The sequence below is a fragment of the Vibrio frigidus genome, assembly GCF_042465995.1.
Taxonomy (GTDB): domain Bacteria; phylum Pseudomonadota; class Gammaproteobacteria; order Enterobacterales; family Vibrionaceae; genus Vibrio.
On the sequence record NZ_JBCDMC010000004.1, the window covers coordinates 187326 to 210578 of the forward strand.

Consider the following 23253-nt stretch of genomic DNA (forward strand, 5'->3'; position numbering starts at 1 on the left):
TGTTACGCGAATAAAGCGATGAACGGTTCTACACGCTAGGTACAAAGGTCGAAAAATGTGTGTTTGGCGTACGACCACACTAAATATAGACGGCGAAGGAATGAGTGTGGTCGTAAAGGAAAGGGTTAAATAGGCGCTATCCTGCGTTGTTCTGTTCTAATTCTGTAAAATATTTCAAGGTTTTTACTTTGAGATCATAAGTGGCTTCTTCATCACAGACAATGACAGCTTTTGGATGCAGTTGAAGAGCACTTACTGTCCAAAGGTGGTTTATTGCGCCTTCAACAGCGGCTTGTACGGCTTGCGACTTACCATGACCAATGGCAAGTATCATCACCTCTTTTGCATCTAGTAGCGTTCCGACACCGATCGTCATCGCGTTTTTAGGCACCTGATCAATCGCGTTGTTAAAAAATCGAGAGTTTGCTCGACGAGTTTCCTCTGTGAGCACTTTTACTCGTGTTCGAGATGAAAGAGAAGACGCGGGTTCATTAAAGGCAATATGACCATCACTACCCACACCACCCATGAACAAATGTATTTTTCCATACGACACTATTTTTTCTTCATAATCTTTACATTCTTTGACTAAATCTTTGGCATTACCGTTAAGAAGGTTGATATTTTTTTCTTGGATGTCGATATGGTCAAAAAAATGCTTATACATAAAAGAACGATAAGACTCGGGGTGTTCAGGGTTAATTCCTACGTATTCATCCATATTAAAAGTAACCACATTATTAAAACTAATCTCTCCTTGTTTGTGCAGTTTTACCAACTCTTGGTAGGTAGACAATGGTGTACTACCAGTCGGTAACCCAAGTACAAATGGGTCATCCTCTGTTGGCTCAAATGCTTTTATTCTTTTTGCTATGTGGTGAGCACTCCAAATACCCACATCTGAACTACTTTCAAGCGGAATCAGCCTCATGTTTAGTACCCTTCAACCTTTTAATTTAATTAGTTAATAACGATATGTTTGATATCTGTGCGAACTCGATAATTATTAATGTTGTCCGTAAATTGATCACGATTGATATTAATTCATTGGGTATTGGCGAAGGTTGCTATTGGTAATTAATTTGTAAGTGATTACTTACAAAAAGAACAAGGAAAAGTGGCTAAATAGAGAACACGACTATTGTGATTATTGTCAAATGGATACATAGTTAAGATCGAAATTATCATTGAAATCGTTATTAAGTAAAGGCGCTTAGAATTGAACAATAAAACTATATTGGTCGTCGATGATAACAAGGAGTTAAGAGATGCTCTTAGTGAATACTTGGGGCGTAGCAATTTCACTGTACTCACGGCTAGCGATGGTGAAGATATGTGGAGGGTACTCGAAACCCATGAGCCAAATTTGATAATACTGGATATCATGATGCCTGGAGATGATGGATTTACGTTGTGCTCACAAATTCGACGTAATTCTAGTGTGCCAATTATCATGCTAACAGCAGTAACAGAAGAGGCTGATCGTGTCGCAGGATTAGAAATGGGCGCCGATGATTATATCACCAAGTCGTTTAGCCCCCGGGAGCTTCTTGCGAGAATAAAAGCTATCTTAAGGCGGGCGACCCACAGCCCAGAAGCCCCATTTGCTAGAAAAGTCACCTTTTCTGGTTGGACGTTAGATACAATAACTCGACAATTATTGTGCCATGATAAACCAGCAAAACAGCTTTCTGGTGCGGACTTTTCTCTGCTCGCTCTTTTTTTACGTCAGCCCAATGAGATACTTTCTAGAGACGCCATTGCACAGGCGATATGGGGGCGAGATTCTGAACCGCTAGAAAGAGGGATTGATGTACAGATCAGCCGGTTACGCCACCACTTAGATGATAAACAGAGAAATACCATCATTACCGTTCGTAATAAAGGTTATATGCTAGCGGTGGAAACATTGCATGAAATTTAAGAGGTTTGTCCCTCAATCTTTAGCCGCACGTACCAGCACTATGCTACTCATTGTTATCATCGCATCACAATTACTTGCCGGTTTAATATGGTTTTCTCACAGCTCTGAGAATGAAGAGCAGGGGTTAAAAAGCACGGTACGCAGCTTAGTGTTAAGTGCCTCATCCACCATCTCTTTTTTTAGTACACTTCCTCTGGATTATCGACATCTCGTACTCGACCAATTGAGAAGTATGGGAGGTACGCGATTCTTCGTGTCGCTAAATAACCGGGAACTTCCGGTCGTTCCAATAGCGGATTCTTCAAGAAAGCAACTCGTACTAAATGAAGCGAAAAGGATATTGAATCAGGAGCTTGGTAGCGATAATAACATTGTTGTTGAGTTTACTACCAGAGAGGAGCTTAAGGTATTTAGTACCGGTATCAGCATAGACGAGTTACCACTACTTTGGGCTCACTATAGCTTATCTTTTGGTGAAATTAGTCCGCCGATATTAGTCATTCAAATTGAAGTGTCGCCGCAAGAATGGTTCTATTTGGCGGCGGTATTACCGGCCCCTTATGTCAATCTTGAAAGTTCCTTTATGGACAGTAAGCAGCTTTTCTTTTTGGCATTATCCGCCATCGTATTGCTTGTTTTTACCTGGCTTGTTGTTCGATCAGAACTCAGACCAATCAAAAACCTTGCCAAAGCCGCAACGTTAATGGGTAACAAGCTTTCTATTCCTGAAGTCAAGGAAGAAGGAAGTTCGGAACTTAAGGCCGCGGTGCACGCTTTTAACAAAATGAATCGTCGTGTGAAATCGTATTTACGAGAACGAGAAATGTTATTTGGCGCTATTTCGCATGATTTAAAAACGCCATTAGCATGCTTGAAATTGCGGACAGAAATGCTAGATGATGATGATACGCGAGCGAAATTTGAAAAACTCACAAATGAAATCGATCTGATGGTAAAGGGGGCGCTTCAGTGTATTCGGGATACGGATATCCATGAAGAAATTGAGGCGATAGACATAATAGAAATACTGGGAATGAGTACAGAATTATATAATCGTTATGCGAAAAAGGTAACGGTATATGGGCCCAATATAAAACTGTATTACGGCAAACCTTTAGCCATTAAACGCTGTATTCAGAACCTCGTAGATAACGGCATTAAATATGGAAAATCCGTTTCAATTACAGTGAAAGATAGCTCCGAAGAAGTCGTTATTTCATTTGTTGATAAAGGGCCGGGAATCGATAAAAAACTAACGGAGAAGGTATTTGAACCCTATTTTAGAGAAGCCTCTGACAGCAGTGGCAGTGGGTTAGGTTTAACCATCGCACGGAGTATCGCTAGGGCCCACGGTGGAGATGTTGTACTCATTAACCAACCAGAAAGTCAAACTTTTGAGGTCTGCTTAACACTAAGTAGAGATTAAGAATGAAATTATTAATGATTTGTATCGCGCTACTCAGTTTTGAGTCGCAATCTAAGGAAGTAGAATTCCTTCACTGGTGGACATCAAAGGGAGAAGTCGCCGCGCTAAAAGTGATGGAAGATGCATTAGTCGCTCAAGACCACATATGGAAGAGTACACCGGTCAAAGGGGGCGGCGGCGATACCGCTATGGCGGTATTGCAAGCAAGGGCGATAGCCGGAAACCCTCCAACGCTTGCGCAAATTGAAGGCATGGCGATTAAGTCATGGGCTAAACTGGGGTTTTTATCCTCATTAGACACCGTCGCTCAAGTTGAAAAGTGGGATGAAGTAATGCTGCCCACGGCACGCAGCATCAATAAGTTTGAAGGGCATTATGTTGCTGTGCCCATTACAATCCATCGCGTAAATTGGATGTGGGTTAATAACTTGGTATTGGCGAAGGCGGGTTTAGAAGTGCCACAAACGTGGTCGGAGTTTATTGCAGCGTTAAAAGTTCTCAAAACAAAAGAGATTAAACCGCTTGCGTTGGGGAACTCACCATGGCAGATATCTATGTTGTTTGAAAACATTGCTCTCGGAATAGGAGGTCAAGATTACTATCAAAAAGCGTTAGTAGAGATGTCTCCTGAGGCATTAAATAGTCAAGAAATGGTCGATATCCTTAATGTGTTTCGTCAAATAGGGGATATCACTAAAGGTAGCCTGACTAAGCAACGTTGGGATGAAGCAACCAATGAGTTAATAAATAATGAAGCTGCTTTTCAAATATTGGGTGACTGGGTTATAGGTGAATTAATCTCTGATGATGCGCAAATACCCGATCATATTTCTTGCTTTGTATCGCCTCAAACAGAGGGGGTTTATATATACAATATGGATAGCTTTGTCATATTTAACCAGAGTTTTGGGTTTCAAAAATCAGAGACTGATGGCCTTGGCAAAACGTTGTCTAGCGTTTTATTCCAGAAAGAATTTAGTAAAAAGAAAGGGTCCATTCCTGCCCGAGGAGATATACCACTAAATGACTTCAATATCTGTTCGCAACAATCTCGACGAGACTTCGATATATCTGAAAGAAATGACGCTCTAGTTCCCAGTATGACTGACTCGATGGCCGTCGCTCCTATTGTTCAGAACGCCATAATTGAAGAGCTTTATCGCTTCTTTAATGATTCTACGAAAACGCCTGAGCAGTTGATCTCTCGATTAATTGCTATATCAAGTAGCCGCTCTGGATACAATTAACTGTATTCTATTTGTAATAGAACACTTACAAAAAGCCAACATTATTTAACCTTAAGCGATACCAAACTCTGTAGCTTATATATGGAAGAGATTCATCTTCCATATATAACATAGCTATGAGGTATTCTTATGAGCACAAAAACTTCGACGTTGCCGAAACAAGGTACGTCTTTATTCTCTATTCTGAAGAAAGGCATAACAAAGCTCTCAACCGTTGGTCGGGCGCTAATGTTACCTATCTCGATATTGCCAGCCGCTGGACTTTTGTTGGCGTTCGGGGACAAATTAGATATTCCGTTAATGGTTGGTGCCGGTGATGTTATTTTTAGCAATCTACCTTTATTATTTGCCGTCGGCGCCGCAGTAGGTCTAACGAAAGAATCTGGTATTGCAGGATTGGCCGCCGTCGTCGCGATGCTGGTTATGAACATGACAATTGGTGTTCATGCTGGGGTAACTCAGGAAATGGCGCTCGCTGGAGGAGCTTACGCCTTGGTGTTAGGTATTCCTAGCCTTCAAATGGGTGTTTTTGGTGGGTTAATTGCCGGTATTCTTGCGGCAACCATGTATAACCGTTTTCACCAAATCCAGCTCCCTGCTTTTTTAGGCTTCTTTTCTGGAAAGAGATTTGTCCCTATTGTTACCGCAGTTAGTGCTTTTTTACTTGGTCTTATTCTACCGAGTATATGGATGCATGTTCAGGCAGGGATTGATGCACTATCAAATATCGTAAATGGTGATAACCAAGCACTTTCTACCTTCATTTTTGGTTTCACAGAAAGGGCGTTGATTCCTCTTGGTCTTCATCACATTTGGTACCCTTCATTCTGGTTTTCATTTGGTGAATATACGAATGAAGCAGGGGCTGTCATTAATGGTGATCAGACAATTTGGTTCAAAATGTTTGCGGAAGGTGTAAAAGACTTTAGCTCTGATACCTATCAGGGTGCAGGGAAATTCATGCAAGGTGAGTTCCCTCTGATGCTATTTGCTTTACCAGCAGCCTGTCTAGCGATGTATCATGAAGCTAAAACACAAAACAGAAAGTACGCGGCTGGTATCTTATTCTCCGCTGCCCTCACTTGTTTTATCACAGGTATAACCGAACCTGTTGAATTCACCTTTATCTTTGTATCCCCACTGCTATACATTTTTAATGCCGTCAGTACCGGTTTTGCGTACATGTTTATGTATTTACTTGACGCTCACCTAGCCAAATCATTTTCTGCTGGGTTTATCGATTATATTACTTTGGGTATCATCCCTTCATTTAATGGTTTCGAGACAAACTACCTCGCAGCAGTGTTTGTTGGTGTACCAATGGCGTTTATGTACTACTTCGTCTTCCGTTTCGTGATTCGGAAATTTGATGTGCAAACACCCGGTCGCACTGATGAAATAAAAGAAGAAATTACCCTAAGTGATGAACAGCTTACCAAATTAACGCTTGATTTCGTCGGTGGCCACGACAACCTAACATCCGTCACATCGTGCATCACGAGACTTCGCCTTGAAGTTAAAGATACATCGTTAATTAATGAAAAAGGATTATCAGATATCGGAGCAATGGGCGTTATTAAGGTTGGCTCAAACGGAATACAGATTGTGTATGGTGCAAAAGCACAATTTATAGCTGAGCGTATCAACCAACACTAGTTAACGTTTACCACGAATAGATAACGTCGTTAACCAGTTATTACTAATATAAAGGCGCACCAACAACAGTTGGTGCGCCTTTTTTGTTAAGTGGCCTATTGTAAACATCTTGAGGTGATAGAGGTGCTTCAATGCCCGCATCCCAAAATTGATAGCGACGTCTACCGTCCCTTGTGATGTCTAACGTATCAGCAAGAAATGATATCATCTGAGAATATATTTGGGATTTGGTGTGTTATTTTTAATATTTTTGGTTTAATCTTTAATCAAAGGTTAAATAATTGTAAAGTTCAATACCAACAATATTAAGAAGGTTTTTATGATAAGTAAGTTGAAGCTTAATACTCAACTGTATGTCTCTTTTGGGCTTATATTGCTCTTATTATCAGTTATATCTATAGCGTCATACGTCGGATTCAATAGGACGCACGATGGTTTTGTGGATTATAGAGGGTTAGCAAGAGATACAAACCTTGTTGGGCGCGTTCAAGCCAATATGTTGACAATGAGGTTGTCAGTCCTTAGCTATATTAATACACAGTCTGATGAGTCTGTTACACAATACAATGAACGTCGTAACAAGATGAAAGAATTTTTAGATGAGGCTAAAAAGGAAATTCAACAGCCAGAAAGAGCGGCCGCTGTGAGTAGCATAGTTTCTGAGATTAGAGACTATGAAGAAGGATTTGAACAGGTTCGTAGCCTTTTCAATCAAAGAAATCAGATAGTTGAAGAAGAGCTTAATCCTAATGGCTTGGAAATGCGGGAGGCGTTGTCAAGTATTATTGTATCAGCATATGAGGACAAGGATAACGAGGCTGCATTTCTAGCGGCACAACTGCAAGAGCACTTATTGCTTGCTCGCCTATATGTGAATAAATTTTTGGTTTCCAACAATTCTGAAGATGCGGAAAGAGCAAAGAATGAGTTAACGGAAAAAATGCCTTTATTTTTAGAAGAGCTGGATAAAAGATTAAATAATAAAACGAGAATAGAGTTACTAGAAAGTATTAATAAAGGGCATACTTTGTATGTGGCCGCATTTAATAATGTGGAATTGGTTATAACGCAAAGAAATGACTATATTGAAAATACCTTAAATACAATAGGACCTCGTGTTGCACAGCAGATTGAGAAAGTAAAATTATCGGTTAAAAAAGATCAAGATACATTAGGGCCCAAAGTTCAAAGCGATACTGAAACTGGGTTGACTATTATTATAGTCGTTGCCTTAATAGCGGTTGTTTTAGGGGTTATTATTTCAGTTGTAATGCCTAGAATAATAAAGAAACCTATTGGTGGGGAACCCAAAGAGATAGAAGAACTTGTAAATACCATTGCTAATGGCGATTTAACCAACGTTCCTCAATTAGATAATAATAGTGTGGGTGTCTATCGTTCCACATTAGTAATGGCAAATAATTTTAAAGAAATTATTTTTGACATTAATCAGTCGTCTAATCAACTATTAGATTTATCGAACCAGTTAGGGAGTTCATCGACTAAAGTAGATAACTCTTCTAAATCTCAGATGATGCAATTAGAGCAGGTAGCAACAGCGATGAATGAAATGACGGCAACCGTTTCTGAAGTGGCTCAAAACGCAGTTGAAGCATCAAATTCATCGAATGACGCAAGCGACAAGTCAGGGAGAGGCTTGCACGTGGTAAGTGAAATGAATAAAGATATAAATCAGTTGGTCAGTGATATTAGTCGCGTCCATTCTGCTATCACTAACGTGCAAAATGAAACAAAAAATGTTGGCGGCATATTGGATGTTATCCGCGGGATAGCCGATCAAACAAACCTATTGGCTTTGAATGCCGCTATTGAGGCAGCGAGAGCGGGTGAGCATGGTAGAGGCTTTGCCGTTGTTGCCGATGAAGTTCGTACTCTGGCAACAAAAACACAAGAAAGTACCAATGAAATACAATCGATGATACAGGTTCTTCAAGAGCAAGCTTCTCAATCCGTGAGCTTAATGAGTGAGAACTCGAGAAGTGCAGAACTAACATTAAGCAAATCGGATGAAGCGAGTAGTGCCCTTGTATTGATTGAACGTGAGATACGTACTATTCAAGACATGAACAATCAAATTGCAACGGCAGCAGAAGAACAGTCGAGTGTAGCAGCAGAGATCAATGAAAATGTCGTGAATGTTAATGACTTAGCGGCAAGTACAGCTGAGGATGTTCAAGAGAACGTGAGAACAGCGGATTCCCTACAAGTCATGGCGAATCGCCTAAGTGATGCGATAAGTATGTTTAAAGTATAAAAAGGACATCAATGGCTACTTTTTGAATATATTGTTAGGGGTTCGAATGGATAATCTAGATAGAATTAAATGGCACGTATTCGCTTTTGTTCTTTACTATTTCTTAGCGAGCCTTTCAATATTATTAACGAGAGATAGCCATTCTATTGCATTGATTTGGTACCCAAATGTCGTTTATGGCCTTTTATTAACGACACAACTTGTTAAGCATTGGGGCTCACTTTCGATTACTTTAGTGCTAGCAAATTTGTCCGCGAATTTACCTCATTCTTTTAGCTTTATTCAGACCATGGCCTACCTTCCTTCTAACATAATAGAGGTTATGTTAGTGGCTTATTTATGTAAGTATCATTGTAATATCAACAAAGCACTTGAATCGAGACATGAATTCTTAAAAGTTCTAATCTACGTGTGTTTTATTCCGCCAACAATAGGTGCAATAGTCAGTTCTTTCGTTTTTTTCCTAATGGGGCAAGTCAGTATTCCTTCACTTTGGTTTCATTGGACAATAAGCAGTATGTTAGGAAGTGTGAGTATTCTACCAATATCATTGTGCCTAATGGCTTTTGATAGGAAAAAGATACTTGAGTTATCTTTGACACCAACTTCGTTATTATATTTTGCCATTTCAATTATTGTGACATATACCGCGAGTAGATACTCGACCGAACCATTTGTCATTGTGCTTATATTACTTATCCTTATTGCGTCCAAGTCATTTTTCAGGCTCTCATTTACCATATTTAATCTGAGTTTACTCATCCCCGTTTTAATTTATTTCGAGCAGTTTCCGTACTCTAAAAGCAATGATCTGGTTTATCTTTATGGTTATCTATTGATGATTATTCTCTGTTCATTGCTTTACTCAATCACATTGAGGAAAGCAAGAATCGATAACAGAACATTAGAAAGTGTCTCGTTTAAAGCAACACAATTGTATGAAAAAACACCCGCAGCAATGCATTCAATTAATAATGAAGGTGTGATTGTTGCTGTCAGTGATAAATGGTTGGAGTTACTTGGTTATAACAGAGACGACGTCATTGGTAAAAAATCCAGTGATTTTTTGACTCGAGCTTCTGCGGAGATAGCCATCAATGAGACCCTCCCACAGTTTTTTAAAACAGGACGAATTGATAAGGTTAATTACGAATTCGTTAGATCTGACAATGAAACATTAGATATCGAATTATCCGCAATACTCATTAAAGATGAATCTGAGAGTCGATCTTATGCGGTATTATATGACGTATCTAAGGAGAAAATTCTAACGAAACAATTGTATGAAGAGAAAGAGTTACTAGAAATTACACTTCAATCCATGGGCGACGGCATGATCGCGACAGACGAACATGGGTATATTACGTATCTGAATCCAGTCGCTGAATTGCTAACTGGAGTGATGTTTGCTGATGCAAAAGGTAAACCGTTTGAAGATGTGGTTCACCTCTATGCCGACAGTTCTGGTAAGTCTTTATACAATCCAGCGGAACTAGCGATCGAAAATAATTGTCGTATGGGGATCCCTGAGACCGCCTATTTGAAAAGCACGACTGGCGACAAATTCCTGATTCAAGATTCTGTTTCACCGATAATTGATAAACAAGGGAATGTTCGTGGCGCGGTAATGGTTTTTCAAGATGTCACCGAAACGCGGGCAATATCTGAAAGAATGTCCTATCTCGCACAACACGATATGCTCACAGATTTACCCAATCGAGTGTTATTAATGGATCGGTTAACCATAGCATGTGCGAATTACAACAGACATAAAATTGGCTTTTCTTTGCTGTTTTTGGATTTAGATAACTTTAAGACTATCAACGATTCCTTAGGTCATAGCTTTGGTGACGATGTATTAAAATGCATTGCTAAAAGAATCAAATCAGTCACAAGAGAAACCGATACCGTTTCACGAATAGGTGGTGATGAGTTCGTCATTATTTTGGAAGGTGACCTTAATTTGGTTCAATTATCAAAATGGTGTACTGAATTTTTGGTGAGCATAGCGACCCCAATAATAGTAAGGGACCGTGAGTTTAGAATAACGGGGAGCGTGGGTGTATCATCGTGCCCACGAGATGCGAAAGATCCTGAAACCTTGCTTCGTAGAGCTGATGTCGCAATGTATCGGGCCAAAAATCTTGGACGTAACGCGTTCAGTCTTTATTCCCGGAAAATGGAAGTAGAGCTAACTGAGCGATTACATTTAGAGCAAAAACTTAGATATGCGGTAGAGAATAAAGAGATTGTGTTTTTCTATCAACCAATTGTTGAAGCGGGTAATCAACGTGTCGTTTATGCTGAAGGGCTGTGCCGCTGGATCTCATCAGACGGTGTCATGACTGCTCCTGACAAGTTTATCCCGATTGCAGAAGAGACCCAAATCATTGTTGATATGGGCTATATGTTGCTGCGGCAGGCGTGCCAATCTATGTCTTTGTTGTCTGGTGTTTTTGGAAAGTTATCTGTCAATATTAGTGCCGTTCAACTATCCAAACCCAACTTTGTTGAAAACACAATTAGCATCATGCGTGAAGAGAGTGTGAAACCAGATAAATTTATCTTTGAAATTACAGAGACAAGTTTGATGCTAAATCCCGACGAGAGTTTGAAAGTGTTAAGTCGTTTAAAAAAGTTTGGTATTTTAATTGCGATAGACGATTTTGGTACAGGTTACTCAAGTTTGAGTTATCTAAAGCATTTTCCGGTTGATATTCTAAAAATTGATAAGGCATTTGTGGACGATATAGAGTTTAATCATCAAGATAGAACCTTTATTGAAGCGATAATCAAAATGGCCCGCACTCTTGATATCTTAGTGGTTGCAGAAGGTGTCGAAACGCGTGAGCAGGCGGATGCTTTATTTGATATGGGATGTAACTTTCTTCAAGGATACTATTTCTCCAAACCAAAACCTCTAGAGCAAGTTATTGAGAGTAATAATTCTCTTGAAAACGTCGTCGCTATCAATAGAAAGCAATAAGGGTTCTTCTTCACTTCTTGCATCACATATAAACGTGAAGTTGGGTAGGTGTTGTCAATGGTGGTTGGTTTGAATACAAAAAAGGTGGTACTTTTCATTATACATTAGAGAGTATTCAAGCTCGGGAAGTTGTGTACCTTGTTTGATATATACTAACTGAACGGTTTAGTGTGAACGATGGGAATCCTATGTCGAAAATAGCTAAGATAAAAAATGAAGATAAACTACTCAAAAAAGCTCTGGAAGTTGGTAGTAAGATTGCCGAAATGCAGGGATACGAACTTACTAGCCCAAGTGCATCTCAATCAATTAAGATTAAAGCGCTTTACTTATTCTTAGTCAAAGTGCGTCAAATTACCCCTCTGCCTGCCGATAAATTAGATGGGCAAAATATTAAAAAGCGAATAGCACTGTGGATGCACAACGCACTGCCAGAAGAAGACCCTTTGAAATAATCTTAATTGAACCCAAATCAACGTGTGGTTGATTTGGGTTCAACGCCATCAATTAACGATGGATTATGATTCTAAACTTGCTGCATTTGATATGACTTTCACTCGACCGACATCCCCATTTTCTAAACGAACTTTAATGCCGTGAGAGTGGTTTGGTGATTTGGTTAAGAGATCCTTCACAATCCCTGAGGTTAGTGTACCGCTACGTTGATCTTTTTTAAGTACTATTTGCACTTCTAACCCTGGATGTATATTGGCGCGTTTAGTTCCACTCATTGTCTCTACCTTAATGTACCGATTTTGCTTGAAGATACACCTAAATAGAGAGGTAGTCGAACCGGCTTAGGCTTTCAATCTAAGATCAGATGGATAACTTCGGTTATCGAATTCATCAGTTTCCATTCGTCTCTTAGCATTAACCTCGTGAGGGGTAATAGAACTTACTGATGTTCATCTAATATTGGATAATCAATGTAGCCCAATTCGTTGCCACCAAATAAAGTTGCCGCATTCAGATCTGCGAGCTCATCTCCATTCTTTAAGCGCGAGATGAGATCTGGATTCGAAACGAATGGACGACCGAAAGCAATAAGATCAGCGTAGCCTTTATCCAGCATTTCATCAGCGCGTTCTTGTGTATAACTGCCAGCAACAATAATGGTGTTAATAAAGTTTTCCCGCAATTTTATGCGGAAACTTTCAGGAATGACGGGTGCATCGTCCCAATCCGCTTCTGATAAATGCAGGTAAGCAATATCACGTGCTTGTAGCTCTTTTGACACCTCTAAGATGGTAGGCACGATGTCTGGACAATCCATATCCTTAAATGTAATGAATGGTGCAAGTCGGACACCAACTTTATCTGCGCCAATCGCATCAATTACGGCGTCAACAACGTCTAGAAGAAATCGAATTCGATTCGTTCGGGTGCCACCATAATTGTCGGTGCGTTTGTTTGAGTTTGTACGAAGAAATTGGTCGATCAGATAGCCATTACCGCCATGAATCTCAACGCCATTGAAACCGGCTTCCACAGCACGTTGTGCAGAGTAGGCAAAGTCTTTAATTACTCGGTCTATATCTGCTTTATTCATCTCACGTGGTTGGATACATTCAACCATATTGCCGTTGCCTTCGATATCGGAAATCCAAACCTTCGTCTCTACTGGCGCTAAGGCAGACGGCGCGATAGGTCGTTCTCCTTTTTGAAATGTTGGGTGAGAAACACGGCCTACATGCCATAGCTGACAGAACATTGCCGCTCCTTGTTTTTGTGCTGCTCTTGTTACCCGTTGCCAACCATTCACTTGGTCATCAGTATAAACGCCAGGTGTAAATGAATACCCTTGTGAGTCGTCTGAAATTTGAGTTGCTTCAGAAATGATCAACCCAGCGGTAGCACGTTGTTCGTAATATGTGGCCATCATTTCATTTGGAACATTCCCCGGTTGGCTAGATCGGGCCCGCGTCATCGGAGCCATCACGACACAGTTTTGTAGGTCCAAGTTCTTTAGGGTTGTGTTCTGGAATAATTTGCTCATGTCGTTCTCTTTTATTGAGTAATTAAATACAAATTGTTTCTTAGAAACTCACAATTTGTGCTGTTACCTGCTTAATTATTCACATTATAATAATTCGCTTCATTTTGATAATTGAGTAATATATGAAATTATAATTCTATTTAACTGAATAATGGGGGCAGAGGTGGATAAATTTTCTGATATGGAAATGTTCGTCAGCATCGTTAAGTATCAAGGGTTAGCGGTTGCTGGACGAGGTCTTGGTCTTTCTCCAGCTACGATGACGGCAAGACTTCAGGCGCTCGAAGAACGGTATGGTGTAAAATTTCTTAATCGGAGCACAAGGCATTTGTCGCTAACGGACGAGGGAGCGCTTTATCATAAGGCGTGCCTAGAAATACTCGATAGTGTAGGCGATATAGAGAATCTTATACAAAACGGCGTTAATGATGTTAAAGGTCCACTAAAAATAGTTGCGCCGAAGGATATTGGAAAGCAATATATTTTGAAAATATTGTCTGAGTTCTCGGAAAAGTATCCAGAGGTCGTGCCATACCTGTACTTGAGTGACCATATATCAAATATTGCAGAATCTGGTATCGATATTGTCATTCGCTATGGTGAGCTTGATGATAGTAGCCTCATATCCAGAAGGCTATCACCAAGCCAAAGAGTTCTGTGCGCGTCACCAGCTTATCTCGCTGAACATGGAACCCCTATAAAGCCACAGGATCTGATCAATCATAACTGTCTAGCAATGGTTCGCAATGGAGAAGAATTGAAGACATGGCACTTCCGGGAGCAAAACACAAAGGAGTCAATGACCGTTGTTGCAAAAAGATTCTCAGATGATGGTGAGGTCATTAGACAATGGGCGTTGGATGGCGCGGGGATAGCACTTAAATCACTTTTAGATGTACAAGATGATATTAATAAACAGCGTCTTGTTGTTGTACTCAATGGGTATATGACCAATTTCAGTGCATCGACTTTGGCGTCAAGTGCCGACTTGCATGCTGTGTATGTAAGCAAAAAATATCAACCAAAACGGATTAGACTATTTTTGGATTTTCTTTTTGAGAGATTTAGTGAGTTAGTGTAGTGGCGCGATAGATGAGGCTACAGGTGATGATATATATCATTGAGTACGCTCTAGAGTGACGTATTTCTGGTTTATTTGCATTGCTCTCGCCGATACGCGGCGGGCGTTATTCCAACTCGTAATTTGAATTGCTGAGATAGGTGTTGTTGCGATGAAAAGCCACATGCGAACGCGATATCGATTAAAGACATCGTCTGACGAGAAAGTAATTGTTTAGCCAACACAATACGGCGAGATAGAACATATTGATGTGGGGAACATCCAAAGCTTATTTTGAACATTCTAGCGAAGTGAAAATCACTTAATTGAGTGAGTTTAGCCAAACCACTTAATGTGAAAGAGTGCGACACATTTTCTTCAATAAAATCTATTGCTCGTTGTTGATTTATAGGCGATAAACCACTGGTGCTGAGTGGTGTTTTTATTGGTTGGTGGCAATGCTGACGAACGAGATGAAGCAGCAATACTTGTTGTAAATGAGACACCATCAGTTTATCTGTTGGACTTTCCCAATTAAGTTTTAGCATGGACTCACGGATCAGCTGATTAGTAAATGGGTCATCAACATAGGTAAGTTCTTTTAATTCTATATGACGACCTTCTTTGTCGAATACCTGTTCAGAAAAATTACGTAGATGATCTTGTTCAAAATAGAAATGAAAAAAACGAAAAGGATCGGAAAACGACCAACTCGACCGGTGACCTTTCGGCATTAAACACAACTTATCTGCACCTCCAAATGCGTTACCTGAACTCATAATTCGTTGGGTATTTTGACCGCCTTCCAAATAGTAGCTTAACGTATGGTGTTCAGGTTTGTCATAACTAGCCTTGCCATGACTATTACTCCAGACAGCCGACCCCATGCCATTGTCTAGCCATAACTCCTTATGCAGAGTCGCGGTATTTTTTGTCAACACATTGAAGACCTGTTTGCTTTTTGGCCTTAAAGGCAATCCCTTGTACATCAACACTCCTTGACCTATCTGTAATTTAATATACAGGTTGGGGCTCTCTATAAAAACAGATGAAAAAAGAAAACCGCAAGAATCTATAAAAATAACAGGAATCTAAACGCATACCTAACTTCAGACCGATACGATGAATCGGTACGATAATAATTTAACTAAGGTTAGTAAAACGATGAACAGCATTTTATACACTATAACGGTCTTTATATGGGGGTCGACTTGGTTGGCTATTTCATATCAACTTGGTGATACACCTGTTGTGGTGTCTGTGGCGTGGAGATTTGGTCTTGCTTCGATCATTTTATTTTCCATTTTGATTTTTCGTAATGCATTACCAAAACTGTCTATAGAAAATCATAAAATCGCGGCGTTATTGGGTCTATGTTTATTTTCGAACAACTTTCTTTGCTTTTATGCTGCAACACAATATCTGCCTAGTGGGTTGAATGCAGTTGTGTTCTCACTCGCGCCCATTTTGAATGCCCTTAATCTCTGGGTTTTGGAAAGTCATCGCCCATCGGGTCCGTTTTTACAAGGCGCATTGATGGGGTTTATTGGCGTTGTCCTTCTTTTTGTCTCTCAATTTTTAGGTACTGAGATGGACTGGACAATTTTGTTAGGTTTACTTCTTAGCTTTGTAGGGACGTGTCTGTTTTCAGTAGGCAATATGGTCTCTGCACAAGCTCAAAAAAAGAAGATGCCATTGCTACCAACTACTGCATGGGCTATGGGCTATGGTTCAGTTTATTTATTTGCTATCGCTCTAATGTTCGGGTTACCTCTGGGTATTACTATGACGCCAATGTATCTTTCAGCACTGGCTTACCTCGCCATCATTGGGTCAGTCATTGGGTTTAATACTTACCTAGCTTTGGTGGGGAGGATCGGCGCCGCGAAGGCCGCCTATTGTACGGTTCTATTCCCTCTCGTTGCACTATCATTATCTACATTATTTGAAAGCTATGAATGGACATGGCTATCGGCATTTGGTGTCACCTTGGTGTTAGCGGGTAATCTACGTGTGTTTGGAATACCTGAGCCAATTAAACGTTGGTATAATGCTAACCTCACCTAAGCAATTTGTGCTTGTTCAAAGTACTTAGTCAGTTGCCTATATGTGCTATCGCTGACACCGTAATTGGAGATCTGTGTAATTTCTTCTGTTAAGGCGAGTACTGCTCGTTCTTATGGTGTGAATAGTGGTGACTCTTTCCAATCCGGTAGGGAGAATAACCGCTCAGAAGTTTCACCTTTTTCCAACGCGGCTTTAGAGTGCATTTTCACTATAGACGAACTCTCAACCTTGGTAACGGAAATGAAAATTTTGGATGATACTTTTTCTTATGAAATTAGTTTGACTAAATGCTACGGTATTACTCGTATTGAGGCAAAGAATGGAGGGTGTATGACCAAGAATAATAGAATGGGTCTGGGTATTGCGCTTGGCGCTGGATTAGGCGTTACATTTGGTGAATTTCTGTTTGATAACCATGGTATGGGTATCGCTATAGGTGCTTTCATCGGAATTTTATTGGCCGCTATACTGCCCAGTACATCCAGAACGCACAAGAAAAAATAATGAAGTACCCTAGAGCATAACAAGAGCCAGTTAGAATATGATAAAACTTATCCAATTGAATAGATTTCAGATTGAATCGCTATTCCAACATGATACAAGCTGTAAAGATTTGATCTTTATTGAAGGTTCAGTTCCACCAACTCATGTTTTGAATCGTTCTCTTTATCTTTGTCACAACGCGGTAGAGGAGCTTTGGGCATTGCCTTATTTTATGCAAAAAGCATCACACATAATTGGATGTTGTGGATTTAAAGGTCTGCCTAAGAACAACCAAATCGAGATTGGCTACAATGTAGCTCCTGAAGCAAGAGGGTTGGGGTCTGCTACTTTTGCCGTGCAACAGATGTCCCAAATAGCATTTGACTCTGGCTTAGTTAATACGGTCGTTGCATCGATTTCCTCAGACAACAAAGCGTCGTTAAGTGTCGTTCGAAAAAATGGTTTTTCATATAAAAAATTGATAATCGACGAAGAAGGTGAAGAACTAGAATTATGGCAATTAAACATTATACCTGAAGCGTAACAAGACTGTTCCTTCAGCCGGAGAAGAGTAAAGGATATAAGGAAATGAGAGAAAAATGATTCGTCATCTAATGCTGGTGGAAATGAAACCAGAAGCCACGACCAATGACATTGAGGTAGCAAAGCAGGCTTTTATCGATATTCCGACTAAGATCGCCGGTATTGAGGCCGTAGAGTGGGGTATGAATAATAGCCCAGAAGGTAAAAATAAGGCCTACGATTTAGCGATTGTGATGACATTTACGGGCGAAAGTGCTCGCAATATTTATCTTACTCATCGAGAGCATGATGCCCTTAAGGTTCATTTTAGGAAGATAATCCAAGACATCGTTGTTCTAGACTATACGGTGTGTTAGGTCGCTAATCTACGATATGGTCGATAACGTTGATAGATTTAAATGTGTCTTTACTCATCTATAGCAAAGGCACTTAACGGTTTGCTACAAAATAATATGTTCTCTCTTCTTCGCTTTCCTCAGAGCAGGTGTTACCTGTACCTTAAAGCATGAAATTAGCATTTTTATAATTTTAATGCCCTCTCGATGCTATGGCTAAAACAAAGCGATTAACTAAGATGCTAGGCTGATTTTAGTCGGTTAATTGGGGCAAATATGTGCGTAGATAGATTCATACTAAGTCGATGTAAGTGGTTACCATTGGTATGCTTATATGTGGGCTTAACTTTGCTCGTTGGTTGTAATGGTGGGTCAGACAGTAGCGATCAAAGTTCCAGCTTGGGAGGTGGATCGACGATTACCTCTCCAAGTACGCAGATCTATGCCGAAGATATTTTTGTTGAACTTTTACAAGATTATGAAACCTCTATTCCCATTGGACAGCGTGTATTTCGTTCAGATGGTGGCTCGGTAAAAATACATGATGTTAAAGTGGTGGGTAGCGATAGCCTCTATTGTAATGACGTCAGTTTTACCGATGATGAAATGCAATTCAACGCACACGTTGGTGGCGTATGTGTTTATGAGTACTCAGTTAGTGCTCCAATCTCTTCGCTTAGCCGATCATCTACACATTCAGACACGCCTTATTCCGATGCAGCTCTAGCAGATTCAATAGATACAAAGGCATCGGCACACGCCTATATTGTTGTTCAACCTGAAGGTGCTTCGGTGACAAGTTCAAGTCTTCTCCCTATTCTTTCCGTTGTCGCAGACTCGGGTGAACTTGTAATAGATATTGAAGACGATCTTGGGTCGAGTTTCCCATCAGGTGCCGAGCTAAATGTGGCTGTGACGGTACTCGGTACTGGCGTAGCCAGTGTTGATACAACGGATAACACCATTATATTTTCTGGTGGTAATGCGGGCATCACGCGATTGATCTATTCCCTAACTGCATCTGATGGGTCGGTTTATTTGGGTGTCATTGATATTACGACTTCGACACAGACGGCCAATGTTCATCCTGTGTTCACTGATTTTGAGTATAGCGGCACGATGAGTATCAATCTTGAAAAGAGTGAATTGACTGGCACTATTGATGTCGCGCCTTATATCTCAGATCCTGACAGCGGACAGTCACTTCAAATTATTGGCTACAGAGGGTTTAACATTATCTTGAGTAGCGCCGCTTCTGATCCTTCTAGTCCAACCAAATTTGATTTTAAGGTTAATCTTGAGGGTGTTTATTATGTCTCTGTGACGATTACCGACCATCATGGTGGGTATACCACCGGTATTGTAAAGATAAATGTTAACAATATGTTTTCACCTATCTCAGTAGACAAAACCTTATTTTTGCCACCTATTTCCTTTGTTGAAGCGCAGTATTCAGGCTTTGCTTATACGGGGAGTTACAAAGAAACGAAAGCCACTGGCCCCGAAGGTTTTGTTATGGCGCTCGTGACGTATGATATCGCTGATGCGATTTGTAAATCTAAAGGAGGGCGACTGCCTAATGTGCAGGAGATGGAAGCCTTTGTAACACAAGAGACGACAAATAAACTATGGAGTGAGACCAAAAAGCAGTGGCCAATTGGCAAAGCGTATTTTACGCAAAGTGTATCAGGTGATAATACCTATATGTACACCTTCCATTCCTTCGGTCTTCCGGCGTTAAGCACACAAACTAGCGTCCAAAACGCATTAGGTTATGTTTCTTGTGTTGACATGACGCCAGTCAGTTTGTCGATAGATAATGAGCGCGTCTATATCGATGTTAGCTCCACACTCAGCGCATCTTTCGAAACCTCTCTGGGTCTCAAGTATCCTTATAATAAACCGTTAACATGGTCTATTACTGCCGGTGATGCTTATGTGACCTTGATTGGTGACCAAGCAGAAGGGAATTCTGAGGGAACGGCAACTATTAAAACGGTCAACCATACCAACAAGCTCATCGCAACCAAGGATATATTTATTATAAACAAACCAGAGTTGATAATGGATGTCGTGAATGGTTCTGTGGAGGAAGGTAATGCCTTCACATCAACCATTCCGTCACTCAGTGGTGGCTTTGGCACTATTACATGGTCAGTAAGCGGTGACGATTCGAAAAACGTCGATATTAATAGCTCAACAGGCGCAGTCAGTATGGTGGCAATGGATTATGAAAACCCACTAGACAGTGACAAAAATAATGTTTACGACATTACGGTAAAAGCTACCGATATCGATGGAAATAACCAGTCAAAAGTAATGACGATCACCGTCATCAATCAATTTAAAAGCGGCATTATTGGTACCGGTAATAATAGTTTAGGACCGTGTCCAAGTGAAATTGAGTACAGTAATACGCTGCAATGTGGCGTAGAGATACTGGTTACCGACTTGGCAAATGGTGGAATTGACCTACATATGAATACCATTCTTGATGGCGTCTATGAAAACGGTGGATTATTAGCCGGTGGGACAAATGGTAATTTTGTGAGTGCTCATATAGACCTAACAAAACTGAATAAAATTCAAGGTTATGTTCGACGATCTGGTTTCCAAGCTGTGGAGTATCAACTAAATCTACAAAAAATCATATGGGAGTACAAAGATGATTCTACATCATATGAGATAGTAGGGAATGATGGCACCGTTGGTATGAATACCTCTGGTAAAACTATTTCCAATATTAATACTGTCGAAAAAATTCGGTTTCATGTTCAACAATACGCAGGAAACCGTTATATAAGAGCAATAGAATTATTTTACGAATAACGATCTGTAGGCGAGCATTAATATTGGTCACAAATTTACTTAGATTGATATAAGTTTGTGGTCAAGAAAAATACGTAGTTTCGTAACTAAAAAAAGAGGCAGTCCGGAAATGGGCTACCTCTTTTTACGAGTAGTTAAATTTAACTAGCTAACCAATGTCAATTAACCAGTGATGGTATTACATCACACGCATGCCTGGTTGAGCACCTTCATGCGGCTCTAATATCCAAAGGTCATTTCCACCCGGCCCTGCGGCTAAAACCATACCTTCTGACATACCGAATTTCATCTTACGTGGTTTTAGGTTCGCCACCATAACAGTATGTTTTCCGATAAGGTCTTCAGGCTTATAAGCCGACTTGATACCTGCGAATACTTGACGCGTCTCCCCACCAATATCAAGCTCAAGCTTGAGTAATTTGTTGGCTTTTGGTACGGCTTCGCAAGACACTATCTTAGCGATTCGTAGATCAACTTTAGCAAAATCATCAAATTCTATCTCATCGGCGACGGGGTCTTTGCTGAGCTCGGTCTCAGGTGCGGCTGCTTTTTCTTTCGCTGCTTGTTCCGCGGCGGCGTCTTCTTTTGACGCCTCGGTCATCGCCTCAACATTTTTAGGGTCGATACGATTGAATAAGGCTTTAAATTTTGTGATGTCATGGTCAACAAGAGGTTCAGCAATGCCATCCCAAGTCAGTTCTTGGTTTAAGAACGCCTCTGTTCTTGCGGCTAGGTCCGGCATCACAGGTTTGAGATACGTAATAAGCACGCGGAATAAGTTGATACCAACAGAACAGATATCTTGCAATTCTTGGTCTTGACCTTCTGTTTTAGCCACGACCCAAGGGGCCTTTTCGTCCACATATTGATTGGCTTTATCTGCTAGCGCGGTTATTTCTCGAATAGCACGACTAAACTCACGTGATTCATATAACCCCGCGATTTTCTCAGCAGCAGCGACAAACTCAGCGTACAATTCAGGTTCTGCAAATTGAGCGGACAATTTTCCTTCAAATCGCTTGGTAATAAAGCCTGCATTTCGTGACGCTAGATTAACAATCTTATTGACGACATCTGCGTTAACTCGCTGTGTGAAATCGTCTAAGTTAAGGTCTAGATCATCAATACGGTTATTTAACTTAGCGGCATAATAATAACGTAAACATTCAGGGTCTAAGTGCTTCAGGTAAGTCGCTGCTTTAATAAACGTCCCTTTTGACTTGGACATTTTCGCACCATTAACTGTGACATAACCGTGTACGAATACATTATTCGGCTTACGGAACCCTGCTCCGTCTAGCATCGCAGGCCAGAAAAGGCTGTGGAAATAGACGATGTCTTTACCGATAAAGTGATAAAGCTCGGTCGTGCTATCTTCGGCCCAATACTCATCAAAGTTAAGGTCATCTCTTTTATCACACAGATTCTTAAATGAACCCATATAACCGATTGGAGCATCAAGCCAGACATAGAAAAATTTGTTCTTTTCACCTGGAATTTCAAATCCAAAATAAGGTGCATCGCGAGAGATATCCCACTGTTTCAGTCCAGATTCAAACCACTCTTGCATTTTATTGGCGGTTTCAGTTTGAAGAGAACCAGAACGAGTCCACGTTTTAAGCATGCTTTCAAACTGTGGCAGATCAAAAAAGAAGTGTTCAGAATCTTTCATCACTGGAGTCGCGCCAGATACCGCTGATTTCGGGTTTATCAAATCTGTTGGGCTGTAGGTTTCGCCACAGTTATCGCAGTTGTCGCCATATTGGTCTTCAGATTTACACTTCGGACAGGTTCCCTTTACGAAACGGTCTGGTAGGAACATCTCTTTTTCAGGGTCAAATAACTGAGAAATAGTTCGACTAGAAATGAAGCCACTCTCTTTAAGTCGAGTGTATATCAAACCTGCTAACTCGCGGTTCTCATCGCTATGAGTACTGTGATAATTGTCAAAGCTAATATCGAAGCCAGCAAAATCTTTTTGATGCTCTTCACTTACAGCAGCGATCATTTCTTCTGGTGATATTCCCATCTGCTGTGCTTTTAGCATGATTGGTGTGCCATGAGCATCGTCAGCACAGATGAAGTTTACTGTGTTGCCTCGTAGCCTTTGGTATCGAACCCAGATATCTGCTTGGATATGCTCAAGCATATGACCAAGGTGGATTGAACCGTTAGCGTACGGAAGGGCACAAGTTACCAAAAGTTTTCTTGGATCAGTTGCCATACTTAATAATTCACTTTAATTAGGAGATAAAAATCAGGTTGTAATACTACCTTATACAAGGCTTTACTCCAAGAATGTAAACATTTATTCCACGAAGTTTTTGGGGTTTAGCTGTGGAGGTTCGAGTGTTAGCATGTAAGAAATGAATAAAATTCAATTCGATATCCAAATAGAACGAATAATTTGTTTGTCATGATGGGTA

General features: G+C 40.5%; 19 protein-coding genes. 13 read left to right on the plus strand and 6 right to left on the minus strand.

The features are described from left to right. Positions 1-136 precede the first annotated feature (136 nt). Positions 137-931 carry a glucosamine-6-phosphate deaminase gene (gene nagB, locus AACW90_RS08550; RefSeq protein WP_390233195.1) on the minus strand — a complete coding sequence of 265 codons (795 nt, stop codon included), beginning with the start codon at positions 929-931 and terminating at the stop codon, positions 137-139. A gap of 288 nt (positions 932-1219) precedes the next feature. Here nagB and AACW90_RS08555 point away from each other — a divergent pair, with 288 nt between their 5' ends. The 4 genes from AACW90_RS08555 (at position 1220) to AACW90_RS08570 (ending at position 6253) form a co-directional block, all read left to right on the plus strand. Further along, positions 1220-1924 carry a response regulator transcription factor gene (locus AACW90_RS08555; RefSeq protein WP_390233197.1) on the plus strand — a complete coding sequence of 235 codons (705 nt, stop codon included), beginning with the start codon at positions 1220-1222 and terminating at the stop codon, positions 1922-1924. Beyond that, the gene (locus AACW90_RS08560) at positions 1914-3350 is read left to right on the plus strand and encodes an ATP-binding protein (protein ID WP_390233199.1); all 1437 of its coding nucleotides are present in this window, start codon (positions 1914-1916) and stop codon (positions 3348-3350) included. The genes AACW90_RS08555 and AACW90_RS08560 overlap by 11 nt, the downstream gene beginning before the upstream one ends. A 2-nt stretch (positions 3351-3352) precedes the next feature. Next, positions 3353-4597: an ABC transporter substrate-binding protein gene (locus tag AACW90_RS08565; RefSeq protein ID WP_390233201.1), complete on the plus strand. Its 1245-nt coding sequence runs from the start codon at positions 3353-3355 to the stop codon at positions 4595-4597. 129 nt (positions 4598-4726) lie between these two features. Beyond that, positions 4727-6253 carry a PTS transporter subunit EIIC gene (locus tag AACW90_RS08570; protein ID WP_390233203.1) on the plus strand — a complete coding sequence of 509 codons (1527 nt, stop codon included), beginning with the start codon at positions 4727-4729 and terminating at the stop codon, positions 6251-6253. A gap of 43 nt (positions 6254-6296) precedes the next feature. Here the strand turns inward: AACW90_RS08570 and AACW90_RS08575 are convergent, their stop codons facing one another. Then, positions 6297-6461, minus strand: a complete 165-nt coding sequence (locus tag AACW90_RS08575) for a hypothetical protein (RefSeq protein WP_390233205.1) — start codon at positions 6459-6461, stop codon at positions 6297-6299. 111 nt (positions 6462-6572) lie between these two features. On the opposite strand from AACW90_RS08575, the gene AACW90_RS08580 reads away from it, so the two are divergent. From AACW90_RS08580 to AACW90_RS08590, 3 genes are all read left to right on the plus strand, one after another. Continuing rightward, entirely contained in the window at positions 6573-8528 is a 1956-nt protein-coding gene (locus AACW90_RS08580; protein ID WP_390233207.1) for a methyl-accepting chemotaxis protein, read from the plus strand. 46 nt (positions 8529-8574) lie between these two features. Next, on the plus strand, positions 8575-11514 hold the full coding sequence (locus tag AACW90_RS08585; RefSeq protein WP_390233209.1) for an EAL domain-containing protein: 2940 nt from the start codon (positions 8575-8577) through the stop codon (positions 11512-11514). 188 nt (positions 11515-11702) lie between these two features. Beyond that, positions 11703-11969 carry a DUF5062 family protein gene (locus tag AACW90_RS08590; RefSeq protein ID WP_390233211.1) on the plus strand — a complete coding sequence of 89 codons (267 nt, stop codon included), beginning with the start codon at positions 11703-11705 and terminating at the stop codon, positions 11967-11969. Positions 11970-12032: 63 nt separating this feature from the next. Here AACW90_RS08590 and AACW90_RS08595 read toward each other — a convergent pair whose 3' ends face one another. Together AACW90_RS08595 and AACW90_RS08600 are read right to left on the minus strand one after the other, a co-directional pair. Continuing rightward, positions 12033-12245, minus strand: a complete 213-nt coding sequence (locus AACW90_RS08595; RefSeq protein ID WP_390233213.1) for a YwbE family protein — start codon at positions 12243-12245, stop codon at positions 12033-12035. 164 nt (positions 12246-12409) lie between these two features. Next, complete coding sequence (locus tag AACW90_RS08600; RefSeq protein WP_390233215.1) at positions 12410-13510, minus strand: alkene reductase; 1101 nt, start codon at positions 13508-13510, stop codon at positions 12410-12412. Between the two features lie 163 nt (positions 13511-13673). Between AACW90_RS08600 and AACW90_RS08605 the strand changes: the two genes are divergently transcribed. After that, positions 13674-14591, plus strand: coding sequence for a LysR family transcriptional regulator (locus AACW90_RS08605; RefSeq protein ID WP_390233217.1), 918 nt, complete (start codon positions 13674-13676; stop codon positions 14589-14591). A 71-nt stretch (positions 14592-14662) separates the two neighbouring features. On the opposite strand, the gene AACW90_RS08610 is transcribed toward AACW90_RS08605, so the two are convergent. After that, entirely contained in the window at positions 14663-15559 is an 897-nt protein-coding gene (locus AACW90_RS08610; RefSeq protein WP_390233219.1) for a helix-turn-helix domain-containing protein, read from the minus strand. A gap of 175 nt (positions 15560-15734) precedes the next feature. Between AACW90_RS08610 and AACW90_RS08615 the strand changes: the two genes are divergently transcribed. The 5 genes from AACW90_RS08615 to AACW90_RS08635 all read left to right on the plus strand — a co-directional run bounded on the left by AACW90_RS08615 (position 15735) and on the right by AACW90_RS08635 (position 20827). Next, positions 15735-16637 (plus strand): DMT family transporter, encoded by a 903-nt coding sequence (locus tag AACW90_RS08615; RefSeq protein WP_390233221.1) that lies wholly within the window; start codon positions 15735-15737, stop codon positions 16635-16637. 63 nt (positions 16638-16700) lie between these two features. Continuing rightward, positions 16701-17141 (plus strand): hypothetical protein, encoded by a 441-nt coding sequence (locus AACW90_RS08620; RefSeq protein WP_390233222.1) that lies wholly within the window; start codon positions 16701-16703, stop codon positions 17139-17141. Between the two features lie 37 nt (positions 17142-17178). Then, positions 17179-17664 carry a GNAT family N-acetyltransferase gene (locus AACW90_RS08625; protein ID WP_390233224.1) on the plus strand — a complete coding sequence of 162 codons (486 nt, stop codon included), beginning with the start codon at positions 17179-17181 and terminating at the stop codon, positions 17662-17664. Positions 17665-17719: 55 nt separating this feature from the next. Next, positions 17720-18019: a Dabb family protein gene (locus tag AACW90_RS08630; protein WP_390233226.1), complete on the plus strand. Its 300-nt coding sequence runs from the start codon at positions 17720-17722 to the stop codon at positions 18017-18019. Between the two features lie 255 nt (positions 18020-18274). Beyond that, positions 18275-20827, plus strand: coding sequence for a cadherin repeat domain-containing protein (locus tag AACW90_RS08635; protein ID WP_390233228.1), 2553 nt, complete (start codon positions 18275-18277; stop codon positions 20825-20827). A gap of 178 nt (positions 20828-21005) precedes the next feature. Here the strand turns inward: AACW90_RS08635 and metG are convergent, their stop codons facing one another. After that, entirely contained in the window at positions 21006-23051 is a 2046-nt protein-coding gene (gene metG / locus AACW90_RS08640; protein WP_390233230.1) for a methionine--tRNA ligase, read from the minus strand. Positions 23052-23253: the final 202 nt, after the last annotated feature.

Bases quoted from the DNA above. Each gene is read 5' to 3' on its own strand.
- AACW90_RS08615 (WP_390233221.1), top strand. From the start codon at position 15,735: ATGAACAGCATTTTATACACTATAACGGTCTTTATATGGGGGTCGACT.
- AACW90_RS08595 (WP_390233213.1), bottom strand. From the start codon at position 12,245: ATGAGTGGAACTAAACGCGCCAATATACATCCAGGGTTAGAAGTGCAA.
- AACW90_RS08575 (WP_390233205.1), bottom strand. From the start codon at position 6,461: ATGATATCATTTCTTGCTGATACGTTAGACATCACAAGGGACGGTAGA.
- AACW90_RS08625 (WP_390233224.1), top strand. From the start codon at position 17,179: ATGATAAAACTTATCCAATTGAATAGATTTCAGATTGAATCGCTATTC.
- AACW90_RS08590 (WP_390233211.1), top strand. From the start codon at position 11,703: ATGTCGAAAATAGCTAAGATAAAAAATGAAGATAAACTACTCAAAAAA.
- AACW90_RS08570 (WP_390233203.1), top strand. From the start codon at position 4,727: ATGAGCACAAAAACTTCGACGTTGCCGAAACAAGGTACGTCTTTATTC.
- AACW90_RS08635 (WP_390233228.1), top strand. From the start codon at position 18,275: ATGTGCGTAGATAGATTCATACTAAGTCGATGTAAGTGGTTACCATTG.
- AACW90_RS08585 (WP_390233209.1), top strand. From the start codon at position 8,575: ATGGATAATCTAGATAGAATTAAATGGCACGTATTCGCTTTTGTTCTT.
- nagB (WP_390233195.1), bottom strand. From the start codon at position 931: ATGAGGCTGATTCCGCTTGAAAGTAGTTCAGATGTGGGTATTTGGAGT.
- AACW90_RS08580 (WP_390233207.1), top strand. From the start codon at position 6,573: ATGATAAGTAAGTTGAAGCTTAATACTCAACTGTATGTCTCTTTTGGG.
- AACW90_RS08630 (WP_390233226.1), top strand. From the start codon at position 17,720: ATGATTCGTCATCTAATGCTGGTGGAAATGAAACCAGAAGCCACGACC.
- AACW90_RS08560 (WP_390233199.1), top strand. From the start codon at position 1,914: ATGAAATTTAAGAGGTTTGTCCCTCAATCTTTAGCCGCACGTACCAGC.
- AACW90_RS08565 (WP_390233201.1), top strand. From the start codon at position 3,353: ATGAAATTATTAATGATTTGTATCGCGCTACTCAGTTTTGAGTCGCAA.
- AACW90_RS08600 (WP_390233215.1), bottom strand. From the start codon at position 13,510: ATGAGCAAATTATTCCAGAACACAACCCTAAAGAACTTGGACCTACAA.
- metG (WP_390233230.1), bottom strand. From the start codon at position 23,051: ATGGCAACTGATCCAAGAAAACTTTTGGTAACTTGTGCCCTTCCGTAC.
- AACW90_RS08610 (WP_390233219.1), bottom strand. From the start codon at position 15,559: ATGTACAAGGGATTGCCTTTAAGGCCAAAAAGCAAACAGGTCTTCAAT.